Here is a 15960-nt window from a genome sequence, read left to right on the forward strand (position 1 = left end):
CCGGCCGGCGAGGGAAAGAACCCTGATGAAAAGCATCGCGACATTCTCCGTGCGGCACCCGGTGGCGGTCGTCATGATCGCCCTCGGCATCCTTTTGCTCGGCTACATCTCCTTCACCCGTCTCGGGATCGACCTCTTTCCCGCCCTCGATTCCCCGCGGCTCTTCGTCGAGCTCGAGACGGCCGAGATGCCGCCGGGGGAGGTCGAGGAGCGCTTCGTCGAGGGGCTCGAGGCGGCGGCCTCCCAGCAGGCCGACGTCGTCCGGGTCACCTCGGTCACCCGCGTCGGCGCCTCGCGCGTCACCGTCGAGTACTCGTGGAGCGCCGACATGGACGAGGCGTTCCTCAACCTCCAGAAGGCGGTCACGCAGGTGTCGCGCATGGAGGACGTCGAGGAGCTCGTCATCACCCAGCACGATCCGAACGCCGAGCCGGTCGTCACCCTCGCCCTGCTGCACCCCGAGATCGACGACATGGACGTCCTTCGCCGCGCGGCCGAGTCGCACGTGCGCAGCGAGCTCGTCCGCATCGAGGGGATCGCCGAGGTGGAGATCTCCGGCGACGAGGAGAGGGAGGTCGTCGTCGAGACCGATCCCTACCTCCTCGAGGCGTACGGACTGACGACGTCGGCGATCGCGAGCCGCATCGAGGCGATGAACGCCGACGCGACGGGGGGCTCGATCGTCGAGCTGGGGCGCGAGTACGTGATCAGGGGCATGGGGACCTTCGAATCGATCGAGGACATCGAAAACGCCGTCGTGACCTACGTTTCGCCGGAGGCGGCCGCGGGAGGCGGCGCCCCGGCGGGGAATGCCGCGGCGGGGTCGACAGGCCGGGTGCCCGTCTACCTCGAGGACGTCGCACGGGTGAGTTTGCGCAACCGCGACCCGGAGAGCATCGTCCGCGTCGACGGCAGGCGCTGCGTGGGGCTCGACGTCTACAAGGAGACGCGGTTCAACACGGTGCAGGCGGCGCGGGCCGTGATCGGGGAGCTCGACGGCCTCCGCGCGGGCCTCCCCGGCTACGAGCTCGTCGTCGTCCGCGACCAGGGGGCCTACATCACGGGGGCGATCGACGAGGTCAAGCAGGCCCTCCTCTTCGGGATCCTTCTCGCCGTGGCCGTCCTCTACGTCTTCCTCCGCCGCATCGGCACCACGGCGATCGTCTGCGTGGCGATACCGATATCGATCGTGGCCACCTTCAATCTCATGTACTTCACGGGCCTCACCCTCAACATCATGACGCTCGGCGGTCTCGCCCTCGGGGCGGGCATGCTCGTGGACAACGCGATCGTCGTCGTCGAGAACATCCTGCGCCGGCGGGAGGAAGGGAAGGGGGCCGGCGAGGCGGCGATCGAGGGGACGAGCCAGGTGGCCGGGGCCATCACCGCCTCGACGATCACGACGATCGTCGTCTTCCTGCCGATCGTCTACCTGCACGGCGCGGCAGGCGCCCTCTTCCGCGAGCAGGCGTGGACGGTCGCCTTCGCCCTCGTCTCCTCCCTCGTCGTGGCGGTCCTCATCATCCCGATGCTCGCCGGCCGTTTTCTCCGGGGCGGCCCGGCGGCGGCGCCGCGATCGATCCGCTTCGGCGGCTACGGGCGCCTGCTCGGCGCGCTCCTCGACAGGCGCCGTCTCGTCATCGGCCTCGCGGCGCTCCTCGTGGCCGGCGCGGCGGCGCTGCTGCCTTTCGTCGGGAGCGAGTTCATCCCCGGCTCCGGGACGGGCGAGTACACCCTCGAGCTCACGCTTCCCGAGGGAACGACCCTCGCGCGGACGGCCGCGGCGGTCGAGACGGTCGAGGAAATGATCCGCGAGCGGTTCGGCGACGAGGTGACCTCGATCTACAGCCGGGTCGGTCCCGGAACGGGGATGATCCGCACCGAGACGTCGGTCTTCGAGGACGAGAACACCGCGGTGATCCGGATCGTTACGGCCGCCGGCGGCGAGGCGGCGAGCGGGATGACCGCGGCGATCGACGCGATGATCGGGGACATCCCCGAGGTGGATGGGCGGTTCGTCCAGGACCGCTCGGCCCTCCAGACGACGCTCGGCACGGAGTCCTCGCCCGTCGTCGTCGAGGTGCGGGGGCCCGATCTCGACGTTCTCGCCGATCTCGCCCGGTCGATCAAGGAGATCCTCGCGGCGATCCCCGGGCTCGCCAATGTCGCGACGAGCTTCGAGGAAGGGCGGCCCGAGGTGCGCGTGGCCGTCGACCGCCGCCGCGCGGGGCACTTCGACGTCGACGTGGGCTCGATCGCCTCGCAGCTGCGCAACCGCCTCGACGGCACCGACGCCGGCGAGTGGGAGAGCGGGGGCGAGGAGACGCCCATCGTCCTCCGCCAGCCCGACGTGGGGATCGACGGTCTCGGCGACATCGTCCTCGAGGGGGCGGGCGGCGGGGAGGTGCGCCTCGTCGAGGTCGCCGACATCGGTCTCGGGCAGGCGCCGCGCGAGATACGCAGGCGCGACCAGGAGCGCGTCGGGCGGGTCACGGCCGACCGGTCCGACGACCGCGCCTTCGACCGTCTCGTGGCGGGGGTGCGCGAGCGCATCGCCGCGGACGTCGACCTGCCGCCGGGATACCGCCTCGAGATCACCGGCGAGGAGCTGCTGCGGCAGGAGAGCTTCCGGTCGCTCCGCTTCGCCCTCGTCCTCTCGGTCGTCCTCGTCTACATGGTCCTCGCAGCCCAGTTCGAATCGCTCCGCCACCCCTTCACGATCCTGCTGACGATCCCGCTCGCCGGCGTCGGGGCCGTCTTCGCCTTCCTCCTCCTCGGGCGGACGCTGGACGTGATGGCCTACATCGGGATCATCATGCTCGCGGGGATCGCCGTGAACGACTCGATCATCCTCGTCGACGCGATCGGCGGACTCCGGCGCGGCGGGATGTCGATACGGGACGCGATCGTCGAGGCGGGGGTCCGGCGGATCAGGCCGATCGTCATGACGAGCGTGACGACGATCCTCGCCCTCCTCCCCCTCACGCTGGGATTCGGGGAGGGCGCCTCGCTGCGCGCCCCGATGGCGGTGGCAGTCATCGGGGGGCTCGTCACCTCGACCCTCCTGACCCTCGCCGTGATCCCCTGCGTCTACCACGTCATCGACGGCCTCGGAAGGGGTGAATAGACCGGCCGCGCCCGCGGCGCGCCGCCAGCCGATGAGCATCATCGAGGGCGCCATCCGGCGCAGGACACTCGTCGCCATGATCTTCACCGGGGCGGTTCTCCTCGGCGTCGTCTCGTGGCGGCAGCTCCCCGTCGAACTCATCCCGAGCATGGAACTGCCGATGCTCGTCGTGAGCGTCTCGAGCCGCGCCTCCGCCGACCCCGAGACGATCGAGCGCCAGGCCGTGCTCGCCGTCGAGGGGGCGATCGGCACCCTCGAGGGGATCGAGAGCATCGAGACGCGCATCCGGCAGCGGAGCGCCGGGATCATGATCTCCTACCTCCAGGGCACGGACATGAAGTACGCCTACCTCCGGCTCGAGGAGAAGGTGAACCTCGTCCGCGCCTCCCTGCCGGACGGCTACGACGTCGCCGTTTCCGCGCCGCTGGACTTCTCGATGGCCGACGAGCAGCTCATGACCCTCCAGGCGCTCGGCGAGGGGGGCGTCGACCGGGTGCGCAGCGTCGTCGAGCAGCGGGTCGTCTCCCGGATCGAGGGGGTCGACGGCGTGGCCGCGGTCGGCGTGGCCGGGGGGAGCGAGGAGGCGGTCGAGATCCTCCTCGACGAGACGGCCTGTCTCGCGGTCGGCGTGACCGCCGCCGACGTCGCCGCGATCGTCAACGGCGGCGGCCCGAGCGACGCATTCGTCGGGCTCGCCGTCGACGGGGCCGAGCGGTGGTTCGTGACGGTCTCCTCGTCGTACGAAGACGTCCGCGACATCGAGGATCTCGTCGTCCGCGGCGAGGGGGACGTCCGCCTCGGGGACATCGCGGAGATCAGGCTCGGGGCGAAGGAGGAGACGAGCATCAGCCGGGTGAACGGCAAGGACGCCGTCACGATCACCGTCACCCGCGAGAGCCAGGTCAACATCATCGACCTGTCCGGGCGCGTCCAGAAGACGATCGGCGAGATCAACCGCGATCTCGCCTCCCTCGGCGTCGAGCTCGCCGTCGAGACGGACGCGGCCGAGGCGATGCGGGAGAACGTCGATCTCGTCGTCCAGCTCGCCGTCGTCGGGGGGCTCTTCGCCGTCCTCGTCCTCTGGATGTTCCTCGGCAACGTCCGGCTCGTCGCCACGATCGCGCTGGCGATCCCCGTGTCCATCCTCGCGGCCTTCAACTTCTTCTACGCCGCCGACATCTCGATCAACCTCTTCACCCTCGTCGGGCTCGCGCTCGTCGTGGGAATGCTGCTCGACAACAGCATCGTCGTCCTCGAGAACATCTACCGGCACCTCTCGTTCAACCGCGGCGACGTGACGGCCGCCGTTGCCGGGGGCACCGGCGAGGTCTGGCGGTCGATCCTCGCCGCCACGCTCACGACCGTCACCGTCTTTCTCACCTTCGTCTTCTCGGAGAGGATGGAGATCCGCCTGCTCGGCACCCACCTCTCCGTCTCGGTCGTCTCCACCCTCCTCGTCTCCCTCGTCGTGGCCCTGCTCCTCGTGCCCGTCGTGACCCACGGCTTCCTCTCGCGCCGCGGCGGCGTCGACCACGCCCGTTTCCGCATCGTCACCAGGCGGAACCGGCTGATGCAGGCCTACACGACGCTCCTCAAGACGGCGCTGCGCCACCCGGCGCGGACGATCGTTCTCGCCGTCGTCGCCTTCTTCTTCTCGCTCGCCCTCGCCATCGGCATGACGGCGGCTTCGGCCCCGGAAGAGGAGCCGAACCAGATCGACGTCTACGTGACGATGCCGGAGGGGACGACGCTCGAGGCCACCGACGCGGCCATCGCCGACGTCGAGCAACGCCTCTCCGATCTCCCCGAGCGGGAACAGCTCCTCACGCGCGTCGAGGCGGGGAGCGCGATGCTGCAGATCGACCTGAAGGAAGGCTACTGGGAGGAGCGGCGCTACACCTACGCGGCCGTCAAGGAGGACGTCAAGAGCCGCACGGACGAGCTGCGGGGCGGCGATGTCTCTATCGGCGAGAATCCCTCGGCCACGGGCTATCACGTGGTCGGCGGGGGAGGCGGCGGCGCGGGGGGCGCCGGGGGTCTTTTGGGCGGAGCGGCGACAACGGAGGAGATCCACGTGGAGGGGGACGATTTCGGCGTGCTGATGAACGTCGCCGAGGATCTCGTCTCCTACCTCGAGGACCTCTCGACCGTCTCGTCTGCCTCGCACGACGCGAGCGAGAACAGCCCCGAGCTGCACCTCTTCTTCGACGACGCCGTCGCCGGCGACCGGAACGTGGCCCTCTCCGGGATCAGGCGGGAGCTCGCGGCCTTCACCGACGAGTACGGCGCCTCGGCCGTCCTCCATCGCGCGGGGGAGCGCATACCGATCGTCATCCGCACGGACGAGGTGGCGGCCGAGGGGGGCTCGGCGGGCAAGACGATCGACGAACTCCGCAGTCTTTCCGTGGCGACCTCGGACGGCGGCACGGTGGAGCTCGGACAGATCGCCCGCTTCGTCTACGCCTTCGGCACGCCGCGGATCAACCGCTTCAACCAGGAGAAGCGCGTCACCGTGCGCTACGACTTCGCCTCGGAGGTCATGCAGTCCCGATCACTCCTCGGCGCGGCTCGCGGCGAGGTGGACGAACTCGTCGCGGGGCTCCGCCTCCCCGACGGCGTCGCCCTCGACATCGTCCACGGCGATCCCGAGTACCGCGAGTTCCTCTTCCTGATTTTCGTCGCCTTCATCCTGATCTACATGATCCTCGCCGCCGTCTTCGAGTCGCTCACCGCCCCGCTCGTCATCCTCTTCACGATCCCCCTCGCCGGCGTCGGGGCCTTCGTCCTGCTCATCCTCACCGGAACCCCCCTCGTCTCGATGTACACGATGACCGGGCTCCTCATCCTCCTCGGCGTCGTCGTCAACAACGGGATCATCCTCATCGACTATACGCGGATACTGCGCGGGCGGGGATACCGCCGCGCCCGCGCGCTCATGACGGCGGGGCAGGCGCGCCTCCGGCCGATCATGATCACGGCGGTGACGACGATCGTCGGCATGATCCCCCTCGCGATGGGGAAGATCGAGCAGGCGACGATCCTCGGCGCTCCCTTCGCGATCACGATCATCGGCGGGCTCGCCTTCGGGACGGTCTTCACGCTCGTCCTCATACCGGTCGCCTACTCGGGGCTCGAGAACACGCTCGAGTGGATGCATCGCCGGGACCGGCGGCTCGTTCTGCTGCAGGCCGTCCTCTTCGCCGGCGGCGTCTGGCTCGCCTGGGCGCGGATCGACTCGCTCCTCTGGCGGATCGCCGCGATCTTCTCCCTGCTCTTCCTCGTGCCGGGATGCACCTGGTTCGTTCTGGCGAGCCTGCGACGGGCGCGGGCCGAGCTCGTTCCCGCGGAAGACGAGGTGGTCGTCAGCGTGCGCAACCTCGCCAAGGATTACGAACGGCCCACGCGCTTCGTCCGCGAGTGGCGCAAGGGGGCGCGGATCGCCGGCGAGAACGGCGGCGGGACGTCCACGTCGCGCATCCCCGGCGGGCTTCGCTGGGAGGCGCCGCTGCTCGCGTTCGCCGCCTACTTCGTCTACGTCTACCTCGTGTCGGGCTTCTGGATATTCCTCCTCTCCCACGCCGTCTGGGCACTGGCGTGGCGCGCCTGGCGGTCGATCGAAACCGGTCTCGCCGCCCGGAGCGCGAGCGGCGAACGGATCGACCGCCTCTTTCGCGAGCTCCTCCTCTGGGCGTTCCCGGCGGCGAACCTCGTTTTCTTCTGGACGCGTTGGGAATCGCGGGCCGCCGTCGTCTTCGCGGCCGTCCTCTGGTTCGGCGCCCTCGGCGTGTACGCGCTCGCCGGGCGGGTGCGATCGGGACGCGTCGACTTCGATCTCATCGTCGGCCGTTTCGCCGGGATCCGGCTCGCCGTCTACCGAGCCGTCTGGGCGCTGCCCCTTCTCGGACGGCCGCGGCGGCCCTTCCGGGCGCTCGGCGGCGTCTCGATGGAGATCGGCCGGGGGATGTTCGGTCTGCTCGGCCCGAACGGCGCGGGGAAGACGACGCTCATGCGTGTCGTCTGCGGGATTCTCGAGCAGAGCTACGGCAAGGTCTTCATCAACGGGATCGACACGGCGGAGCGTCGCGAGGAGCTCCAGGGTCTCATCGGCTATCTCCCGCAGGAGTTCGGCACCTACGAGAACATGACGGCGCGCGAGTTCCTCGACTACCAGGCGATCCTCCGCGGGCTCGTCGATCGCGACGCCCGCGACGCGCGGGTCGACTACGTCCTCGGGGCGGTCCACATGGACGAGCACGCCAACCGGCGGATCGGCGCGTTCTCCGGGGGGATGAAGCAGCGGATCGGGATCGCCCAGACCCTGCTCCACCTGCCGCGGATCCTCGTCGTCGACGAGCCCACCGCGGGGCTCGACCCGCGCGAGCGGATCCGTTTCCGCAACCTCCTCGTCGAGTTGAGCAGGGAGCGGGTGGTCATTTTCTCGACGCACATCATCGAGGACATCTCGAGCTCGTGCAGCCTGGTGGCCGTCCTGAGCGAGGGGCTTCTCCGCTACCTCGGCGAACCGGCACGGATGACGGAGAGGGCCGAGGGGCGCGTGTGGATGGTGACGGTGCCCCCCGCCGAGTTCGAGGCGCTCCTCGCCCGCCACCGCGTCGTGCATCACATGCGCGACGGGGCGATGGTGCGCGCGCGGGTCCTCGCCGGGGAGAAGCCCCACGCCGCGGCGGAGCGGGCCCGGCCGAGCCTCGAGGACGCCTACATCTGGCTGCTTCGCGGGAGCGGCGCGGAAGGGAGTCTGCCCCATGCCGGCAGGTAAACGGATCGCGGACGCCATCGATCTCGTGCGGCGGATCGTCCGCCACAACCTGAAGATCGTCTTCGCGGGGAAGTTCGTCTATTTCCTCGGCGGGGCCGTCCTCTTCTACCTCGGCGTGACCGCGATCAACATCTTCGGCGAGGAGGCCGTGCCGACGGCCGGCACGGTCTACGATCTCCTGCTCTTCCCCGGGCTGCTCCTCGTCTTCTATCCGACGGTCTTCGGCATCCAGCAGGACGTCGACACGCGGATGATCGAGATCCTCTTCGGCATCCCCGACTACCGGTACAAGGTGTGGCTCGTCCGCCTCGTTCTCATCTACGCCATCGTCTTCGCGCTCCTCGTGCCCCTCGCCCTCTTCGCCGAGCTCGCCCTCGCGCCGATCGACGTCGGGGCGATGGTTTGGGAGCTCATGTTCCCGATCTTCTTCCTCGGCGGCGTCGCATTCATGCTCTCGACGGTCGTCCGGTCGGGGAACGGGACGGCGGTGATCATGATCGTCCTGGCCGCGGGCTTCCTCTTCGCCGCGGGCCAGATCGGGGCGAGCCGGTGGAACGTCTTCCTCAATCCCTTCCGGCTCCCCGACGGGATGAACGAGTCCGTCTGGGCCGACGTCATCCTCAAGAACCGGATCTTCCTCGCGGCGGGAGCGGTCGTCTCCTTCCTCGCCGGCCTCTTCAACCTGCAGAAGCGCGAGAAGTTCGTCTGATCGGCGCGCGGGCACGGATCCCCGACCGGCGAGGCGCGCCGGCGCAGGCGCGGCGCAAAAAAAAGAGCGCCGCGAGGCGGCGCTCCGTGCGGTCGTTTCCCGGGCGGCTTCTACTCGACGGCGCGCCCTTCGAGAAAGGCCTTCTTGTTGATCTCTCCCGTTCCCTTCGGGGCCATCCGCTCGATCACGTCGAGCCACGTCGACTCCTCGATGTCGATCGAGCGCGAGAGGACGCCGAGAAGGATCGTGTTCACCATCCGAGAATTGCCGAGCTTCTCGGCGAGCGCGAAGGCGTCCACGACCGTCGCTTTCGGCACGCGCTTCTTCAGCGCTTCCTCGATATGGTCGGGGTAGGAGAACGTGCCCGTCGAGACGATCGTCGGAACGATCCGCTGGCTGTTTGCGATCAAGGCGCCGCCGTCGGCGAGCTCGTGGATCCACCGGAGGGCCTCGGCGATCTCGAAGGCGAGGATGACGTCCGCCGTCCCCGTCGGGATAAGGGGCGAGTGGATCTTCCTGCCGAAACGGACGTGGCTCGTGACGATGCCTCCCCGCTGGGACATCCCGTGGACCTCGCTCTTCTTGGCGTCGAGCCCCGTCACCTTCGCCACTTCGCAGAGGATCTCGCTCGCCAGAAGCACTCCCTGTCCGCCGACTCCCACGATCAGCACGTTGGTGGTCTTGTCGCTCATCGTCGTTTCCTTTCACCGTCGGTTCGTCTTGGGCCCGCCGCTCATTCCCCGGGGGGAACGATCGCGTCGGCGGGGCAGACCTGCGCGCAGATCGAGCAGCCCGTGCAGACGGCGGGATCGATCTTCGATTTCGGACGACCCTTGTCGTTCGTCTCTTCGCTCGCCGAGATCGCCGGGCAGCCCACCTTGAAGCAGGCGCCGCAGGCGATGCACGAGTCGGCGACGACGTGGAAGGCGACGCCCTTCACCTTCTTCGGGAAGAGCATGCAGGGCCGGGTCGTGATGATGACGCTCGGTTCGTTTCGCGCGATCTCCTCGGCGAGGACCGCCTCCGTCCCGGCGAGGTCGTAGGGATCGACCTTGCGGACGTGCTCGACGCCGAGCGCGCGGCAGAGCTTCTCGAGGTCGATCGCCTTCGTCTCCTCCCCCATCAGCGTCCGTTCGTTGGCCGGGTTGAACTGCCCGCCCGTCATGGCGGTGATGCGGTTGTCGACGATGATCGTGGTGGTCGTGCCCCTGTTGTAGACGACGCTCGCCAGGGAGGTGATCCCCGAGTGGAGGAAGGTGCTGTCGCCGAGGAGGGCGACCGTCTTCTTTTCGGTCTTGCCGGCCTTCTCGATCCCGAAGGCGTGGCCGATCGAGGCGCCCATGCAGAGGGTGGTGTCGATCTGCTCGAGCGGCGGCAGCGCGCCGAGGGTGTAGCAGCCGATGTCGCCCGTGGTGAAGACCTTCTGCTTGCGCAGGGCCACCATCATGCCGCGGTGCGGGCAGCCGGGGCAGAGGACCGGCGGGCGGGGAAGGACCTCCGCGCGCTCCCTGCTGGCGGGGAGGTGCTCCGCGGAGAGGACGCCCGCCTCGACGAGCCCCTCGCGGACGCGATCGACGTTCAGCTCGAGATAGTTCGAGAAGAACTTCTTCCCCTCGACGGGGATTCCCGCCGCGGCGATCTGCTCCTCGTAGAAGCCCTCGAGCTCCTCGACGACGAGGAGGCGTCCCACCTCGGCGGCGAACTCGCGGATCTTCTTCATCGGCAGGGGATAGCCGAGGCCGAGCTTGAGGATGCTCGCCCCGGGCATCGCCTCGCGCGCGTACTGGTAGGCGACCGACCCCGTGATGATGCCCACCTTCTTGCCGTTCCACTCGATGCGGTTGAGTTCGGTCGCGTCGGCGTAGGCGGCGAGCCGCTCGAGCCGCTCGATGACGATCCTGTGCCGCTTGATCGCGTGGCCGGGAACCATGACGTACTTCGTGATGTTGCGTTCGAAGCCGCCGTGCTCGACCGTCTCGCGCTCGCCGATCGTGACGAGCCCCTTGGAGTGGGAGATCCGCGTCGTGAGGCGCAAAAGCACCGGCGTGTCGAACTCCTCCGAGATCTCGAAGGCGTACTTGACGAAATCCTTCGCCTCCTGGCTGTCGGACGGCTCGAGGACGGGAATCGAGGCGAACTTGCCGTAGCACCGGTTGTCCTGCTCGTTCTGCGACGAGTGCAGGCTCGGATCGTCGGCGCTCACGATGATGAGCCCGGCGCCGACGCCGGTGTAGGAGAGGGTCATCAGCGGATCGGCTGCGACGTTCACGCCGACGTGCTTCATCGCGGCGAGCGACCTGGCGCCGCCGTAGCTCGCGCCGACGGCGTTCTCGAGCGCCACCTTCTCGTTGATCGCCCACTCGGCGTAGATGTCGTCCTTGAAGAACCGGCCGATCGTCTCGAGGATCTCGGTGCTGGGCGTTCCCGGATAGGCCGAGGCGAACTCACCCCCGAACTCGTACATGCCACGGGCGAGCGCCTCGTTGCCGGACAGCATCATCTCCATGTCAGGGTTCCTCCTGGTGGATGTGATGTATCGGTAAGACAGTATCGTCATCGTGAAGACAAGGCATCGTTCGTCAAAGGTACGAGAAAAACCGGAAAAATTCAACTAATAATTATACGGACGAAGGGCCGAAAACCGTGGCCCCGCGGGGCGGATTCCCATACAATGCAATGCATTATGGAATCATGCCTCGCTGCCGTCCGGGAGGAACGATGACACGGCGCCCCACATACGAAGAGGTCGGCGAGATCGCCCGCTTCGACGAGCGGGACACGGTCTTCTCGCGCGAGACGCTCGCTCCGGGGAGCGCCGGGGAACGCGAGTACCACGGGCGCCACCCCGAGAAGAAGGAGATCGACCGCGAGCTGGCCAGGTTCCTCGCCGGAAAGATGGAGGGGGGCGCCGGCGTCGACCGGGTGGCCCGGGCGATCTACGAGGCGCATTTCGTGCCCGTCTCGGCCCTCGCCCTTCCCGATCGCGTCGACGGCGTGCCGGCCACCGAGCGGGTCGAATGGGACCCCGCCGACGCCGCCCGCCGGATCAAGGCGTTCGCGCGGCTGCTCGGCGCCGACGACGTCCGTATCGGGCCCCTGCGCAGCGAGTGGGTCTACTCGCATCGCGGCGCGCGGCCCTTCTTCGAGGGCGGCGGCTACGTCAATCCCCCCTACTTCGAGGGCATCCCCCCCGGCTACGCGGGCGGCCGCTACGGCGAGCCGGTCGAGTTGGCGCACCGCTACGCGATCTCGCTCGCCTTCGCGCAGGAGAAGGATCTCGTCGCGACCGGGGCGAGCCGGGCCGTCGACTTCGAGGTGGGCCGCGTCTACGCGAACAGCGTTCTCGCCTCCGTGCAGCTCGCCCGGTTCGTCCGCGCCCTCGGCTGGCCGGCGCGCGCCCATCACATGCGCAACTACCTCGTCCTCGCCGTTCCGGTCGCCGTCGACGCGGGGATCGGCGAGCTCGCCCGCTGCGGCTACGTCGTGAGCCGCTCGCTCGGCGCCGATTTCCGGCTGGCCACCGTGACGACCGATCTGCCCCTCGCGCTCGACGAGCCGGTCGACATCGGCATCCAGGATTTCTGCGAGAAGTGCAGGAAGTGCGCGACGAACTGTCCCTCGGGGGCGATCCCCGAGGGGGAGAAGACGATCGTCCGCGGGATCCGCAAGTGGAAGCTCGACGAGGAGAAATGCCTGCGTTACTGGGGGAAGGCCGGGTACACCTGCGGGATCTGCCAGGCGGTCTGCCCGTGGTCGAAGCCCCGCACCCCCTTCCACCGCCTCGTCGCGGCTCTCGCCGTCCACGCCCCCCCGCTGCGACGCGCCCTCGTCCTCGGCGACGACGTCGTCTACGGCTCCCGCTTCAGGGCAAGGCCCCTCCCCGACTGGCTCCGGACGTAGCGGCCGCCGCGAGGAAAACGACCGCCAGGATCGCTGCCGCCCCTCTCATGGCGATCGAAGATCCTGCTCGCCGGCGATTCCCGCCGGCTCGTGGAAGTAGAGGGTCCAGAGATCCTCGCCGCCCTGGTTGAATTGCAGGAAGAAGACGCCGAACCGCGCGTCGGTCCCCTCGCGCGCCTCGAGCCCCGCGACGGTGCGGGCAAGGAGCGCCTGGCGGAGCGCCTCGCCGTCGTTCGCGAGCGTGTCGATCTCGGAGACGATCCCGTAGGGAGGCCAGCAGGGGCCGTTGTGATGGTAGAGCTCGGTGCGCGACCACGCGTCGATCCCGAGGCCGTCCATCGTCTCGTCGAGATCCTGTATCGCCACGGAGACGACGCCGAGGTCGACCTCGGCGACGCTGTGGTACATCACCCGGGCGGTCTCGTCCGGTGCGGACGGTTCGGTGAAGGCGAGGCCGCTCGTGGCCGTCTCGGTGTCGCACCCCCCGATCGATTTCTCGTCGTCGCACCCGGCGAACGGGGCGATGGCGACGAGGACGGCGAGGATCGTCAACGCACGGCGGCAGATGAACAGGTACATCACGATTCCCCCTCCATTGCGATGCGCGCTGCCGGCGCGCGATGCACCGGCAGCGGCGGGTTCAGAACTCCTCGGGCGGCGGCAGCCAGACGAGGATGCCAACCCGGAGTTCGAAGGCTGCGTAGCGGTCCTCGAGCGGCTCGCCGTCGGTGCGGAGGACGGCGTCCTCGCCGGCGATGTTCTCGAGGAAGGGATTCTCGAAGGCGTCCTCCGCGAGTCCGTAACAGTAGGAGGCCTCGAGAAGAAAGGACAGGTTTTCCCGCATGGCGATCTCGAGCTGCGCGAGACCGAGCAGCTCGACGCCCTGCGTCTTGCCGCTGCCCGAGATGAGGTTGGTCACGCCCCAGCCGGCGCCCGCGCCGATCCAGGGGCGAAAGACGTCGCTTTCGGGAAGCAGGTTCTTCTTGGCGACGAGGGCGAAGGAGTAGTGCGTGAGATCGGCGGTGAAATCCTCGTACTCGTTGACGTAGGAGAACTCCGGGAGGAAGGAGACGCCGAAGTGCAGCTCGAAGGCCCAGGCGTGCTCGGCGAGGGTCCGGCCCAGGGCGATCGCGAAGGAGTAGCCGCCGCCGATCGATTCGTCTCCCTGCAGCCCCAGTTCGTCTGAGAGGTTCGGCATCGACGGCAGCCCGGCGCCGAGATCGGCCTTGAGAAAGAACTGGTCCCGTGTGTCCGTCTGCGCCCCGGCGGGGGCCGTGGCGGCGGCGAGCAGAAGCGCTGCCGCGGCGATGGCGATCGATCTCACCGTCGAAACCTCCCTGGTTGCCCGGAGCGCCGCCGCCACGAGGTGTGCAGCGTCCGCTCCGGTCAGCGCGAGGCCGCTCCGTCCGCTTCACCCGTGGCGAGGGCGCGGTCGATCCATCCCCTCAGATCGTCGAGGGGAACGAGGCCGACGAGGCGGTCGGCGACCGATCCGCCGCGGATGCAGAGGACCGTCGGCACGCCCGTCACGCCGTGCGCGGCCGCGGTGCGCGGATTCTTGGTGGCGTCGAGCTTGAAGAAAAGTGCCCGGCCGACGTAATCGGGGCCGATCTCGTTGAGCAGCCCTCCCATCACCTGGCACCCGGAGCACATCAGTGTGAAAACGTAAACGAAACAGGGGAGGTCGCTCGCCGGCACGAGCGCATCGTAGCTGGCGTCTGTCAGGGGGGCGGGCTCTCCCGGGATCGTCTCGAGCCCGAGGAGACGTTTCAGAAAACCCATTCGTCGCTCCTTATGAATACAGGGGTAATATAGCACGTGGGCGGGGACGGGGCACGCGGAAATCGCATCCGACGTGCCGAAACCGGTCGGGCGCTCCGCGGCCGGACGTTCGCGCCGCCCGGCACTGACGCGGCCGGTCACTCCTTCTTCAGCGCCGCGCCGAGAACGGACTGGAGGTCCTCCGCGCGATAGGGCTTGGGGATCGAGCCGCGGAAGCCGAAGGATTTCGGCGTCTGCATGATCGGGTCGGTCCCGTACCCGCTCGTGACGATCGCCCGCACGCCGGGATCGATCCGCCGCAGCTCCTCGAGCGTCGAGCGGGCGCCCATGCCGCCGGCGACGGTGAGGTCGAGTATCGCGACATCGAACGGCGAGCCGGCCTCGATCGCCCGTCGCCAGAGTTCGACGGCGTCCTCCCCACGGCCGGCGAATTCGACGGCGTAGCCGAAGTTGTCGAGCAGTTTGCCGAGGACCTTGCGGATCAGGTCGTCGTCGTCCATGACGAGGATCTTCATGCGGCCGCCCGGAACCGGGGACGTCACGACCGGCGGACGCGCATCGACGCCCGGCGAGGCCGGCAGGTAGATCGTCACCGCCGTTCCCTCCCCCGGCGTCGAGTCGACCTCGATGTGGCCGCCGTGCCGGCGGAGGATCGTCCACGCGGCGGGGAGCCCGAGGCCGCTTCCCTTCTCCTTCGTCGTGAAGTTCGGATCGAAGATCCGGACGATGTTTTCCCGCGGGATGCCGTGGCCGCGGTCGCGGACGACGATCCGGCACCAGTTCCCCTCGCCGACCGGGAGCCGACCCTGGAGGGCGACATGGAGGTTGTCGACGTCGATGTGGATGCGCCCTCCCTCGGGCGAGGACTCGCGCGCGTTCATCACGATATTGCTGAGGGCCTGCCGCATCAGCGATTCCTCAACCTCGACCGGCCAGAGCCCGTCGGAGACGCTGTAGTGGCAGGAGATGTTCGATCCGTGCAGCGCGAGCTCCGCCGAGTCGGTGACGAGGTTTCCCGCCGGCACCTTCCGCCTGGACGGCGGACCGTTTCCCGCGAGCGCCTGGAGCTGGCGCGTGAGCTTTCGCGCCTTGAGGGCCGCCTTCTCGAGATCGGCGAGAATCGGGGCGAGCTCGCCCTCGTCGTCGGCGTGGAGCTGGGCCAGGGAGACGTTCCCCATGATCGTCGCGAGGAGGTTGTTGAAATCGTGCGTGATGCCGCCGACGAGCGCGCCCGACGCCTCGAGCTTCTGCGTCTCGATGATGATCTCCCCGGCGTCGGATTCCTTCCGCGTCTCGAGGATGGCGCGCGTCCTCGTGGAGGAGGGCTCCGGCGTGAGCGGAAGGACGGCCGCCGCGTCCGCGACCGCGGGGCGTGGCCGGCCCCAGAGATAGCCGAAGGCGGCGATGAGTCCGGCCGCCAGGGGACCCAGCCACACGGCGGGCGCGCTCGCGGCGAGAAAGCGCCCGGCGAGCGGACCGTCGGCGGCGAGGAAGGATTCGACGAGGCGGACGATCACCGCCGCCCCGAGGCCGACGGCGATCGCGCGCCAGGCGATCGAGCGCTCCGGCCGTCCATGTGCGTCGGTCATCCTCTCTCCTCGTCCAATGTCCGTCGTGATGTGACAGGCCGCTTCGTGAAGGAGCATACGGCCGTCCCGATGCGAA

General features: G+C 68.8%; 10 protein-coding genes. 4 read left to right on the plus strand and 6 right to left on the minus strand.

Features of this window, described 5'->3' with window-relative positions; all coding sequences use genetic code 11:
- Nucleotides 1–25: 25 nt before the first annotated feature.
- From JW876_01875 to JW876_01885, 3 genes are read left to right on the plus strand one after another with little or no spacing between them, the layout of a single operon-like run.
- Entirely contained in the window at nucleotides 26–3127 is a 3102-nt protein-coding gene (locus JW876_01875; GenBank protein MBN1884257.1) for an efflux RND transporter permease subunit, read from the plus strand.
- Complete coding sequence (locus JW876_01880) at nucleotides 3120–7904, plus strand: efflux RND transporter permease subunit (GenBank protein MBN1884258.1); 4785 nt, start codon at nucleotides 3120–3122, stop codon at nucleotides 7902–7904. Before JW876_01875 ends, JW876_01880 begins: the two co-directional genes overlap by 8 nt.
- Nucleotides 7891–8613, plus strand: a complete 723-nt coding sequence (locus JW876_01885) for a hypothetical protein (GenBank protein MBN1884259.1) — start codon at nucleotides 7891–7893, stop codon at nucleotides 8611–8613. The genes JW876_01880 and JW876_01885 overlap by 14 nt, the downstream gene beginning before the upstream one ends.
- A gap of 110 nt (nucleotides 8614–8723) precedes the next feature.
- On the opposite strand, the gene JW876_01890 is transcribed toward JW876_01885, so the two are convergent.
- Both JW876_01890 and iorA read right to left on the minus strand, forming a co-directional pair.
- Nucleotides 8724–9305, minus strand: coding sequence for an indolepyruvate oxidoreductase subunit beta (locus tag JW876_01890; GenBank protein MBN1884260.1), 582 nt, complete (start codon nucleotides 9303–9305; stop codon nucleotides 8724–8726).
- Between the two features lie 41 nt (nucleotides 9306–9346).
- Nucleotides 9347–11119, minus strand: coding sequence for an indolepyruvate ferredoxin oxidoreductase subunit alpha (iorA, locus tag JW876_01895; GenBank protein ID MBN1884261.1), 1773 nt, complete (start codon nucleotides 11117–11119; stop codon nucleotides 9347–9349).
- Nucleotides 11120–11331: 212 nt separating this feature from the next.
- Between iorA and JW876_01900 the strand changes: the two genes are divergently transcribed.
- Entirely contained in the window at nucleotides 11332–12513 is a 1182-nt protein-coding gene (locus JW876_01900) for a reductive dehalogenase (protein MBN1884262.1), read from the plus strand.
- 45 nt (nucleotides 12514–12558) lie between these two features.
- Here the strand turns inward: JW876_01900 and JW876_01905 are convergent, their stop codons facing one another.
- The 4 genes from JW876_01905 to JW876_01920 all read right to left on the minus strand — a co-directional run bounded on the left by JW876_01905 (nucleotide 12559) and on the right by JW876_01920 (nucleotide 15884).
- Complete coding sequence (locus tag JW876_01905; protein MBN1884263.1) at nucleotides 12559–13095, minus strand: hypothetical protein; 537 nt, start codon at nucleotides 13093–13095, stop codon at nucleotides 12559–12561.
- Nucleotides 13096–13153: 58 nt separating this feature from the next.
- Entirely contained in the window at nucleotides 13154–13837 is a 684-nt protein-coding gene (locus JW876_01910; GenBank protein ID MBN1884264.1) for a hypothetical protein, read from the minus strand.
- 62 nt (nucleotides 13838–13899) lie between these two features.
- Nucleotides 13900–14295: a hypothetical protein gene (locus JW876_01915; protein MBN1884265.1), complete on the minus strand. Its 396-nt coding sequence runs from the start codon at nucleotides 14293–14295 to the stop codon at nucleotides 13900–13902.
- Nucleotides 14296–14432: 137 nt separating this feature from the next.
- Nucleotides 14433–15884, minus strand: coding sequence for a response regulator (locus tag JW876_01920; GenBank protein ID MBN1884266.1), 1452 nt, complete (start codon nucleotides 15882–15884; stop codon nucleotides 14433–14435).
- Between the last annotated feature and the right edge of the window lie 76 nt (nucleotides 15885–15960).

This window comes from Candidatus Krumholzibacteriota bacterium, from assembly GCA_016931295.1.
In the GTDB taxonomy this organism is placed as follows: Bacteria; Krumholzibacteriota; Krumholzibacteriia; order Krumholzibacteriales; family Krumholzibacteriaceae; genus JAFGEZ01.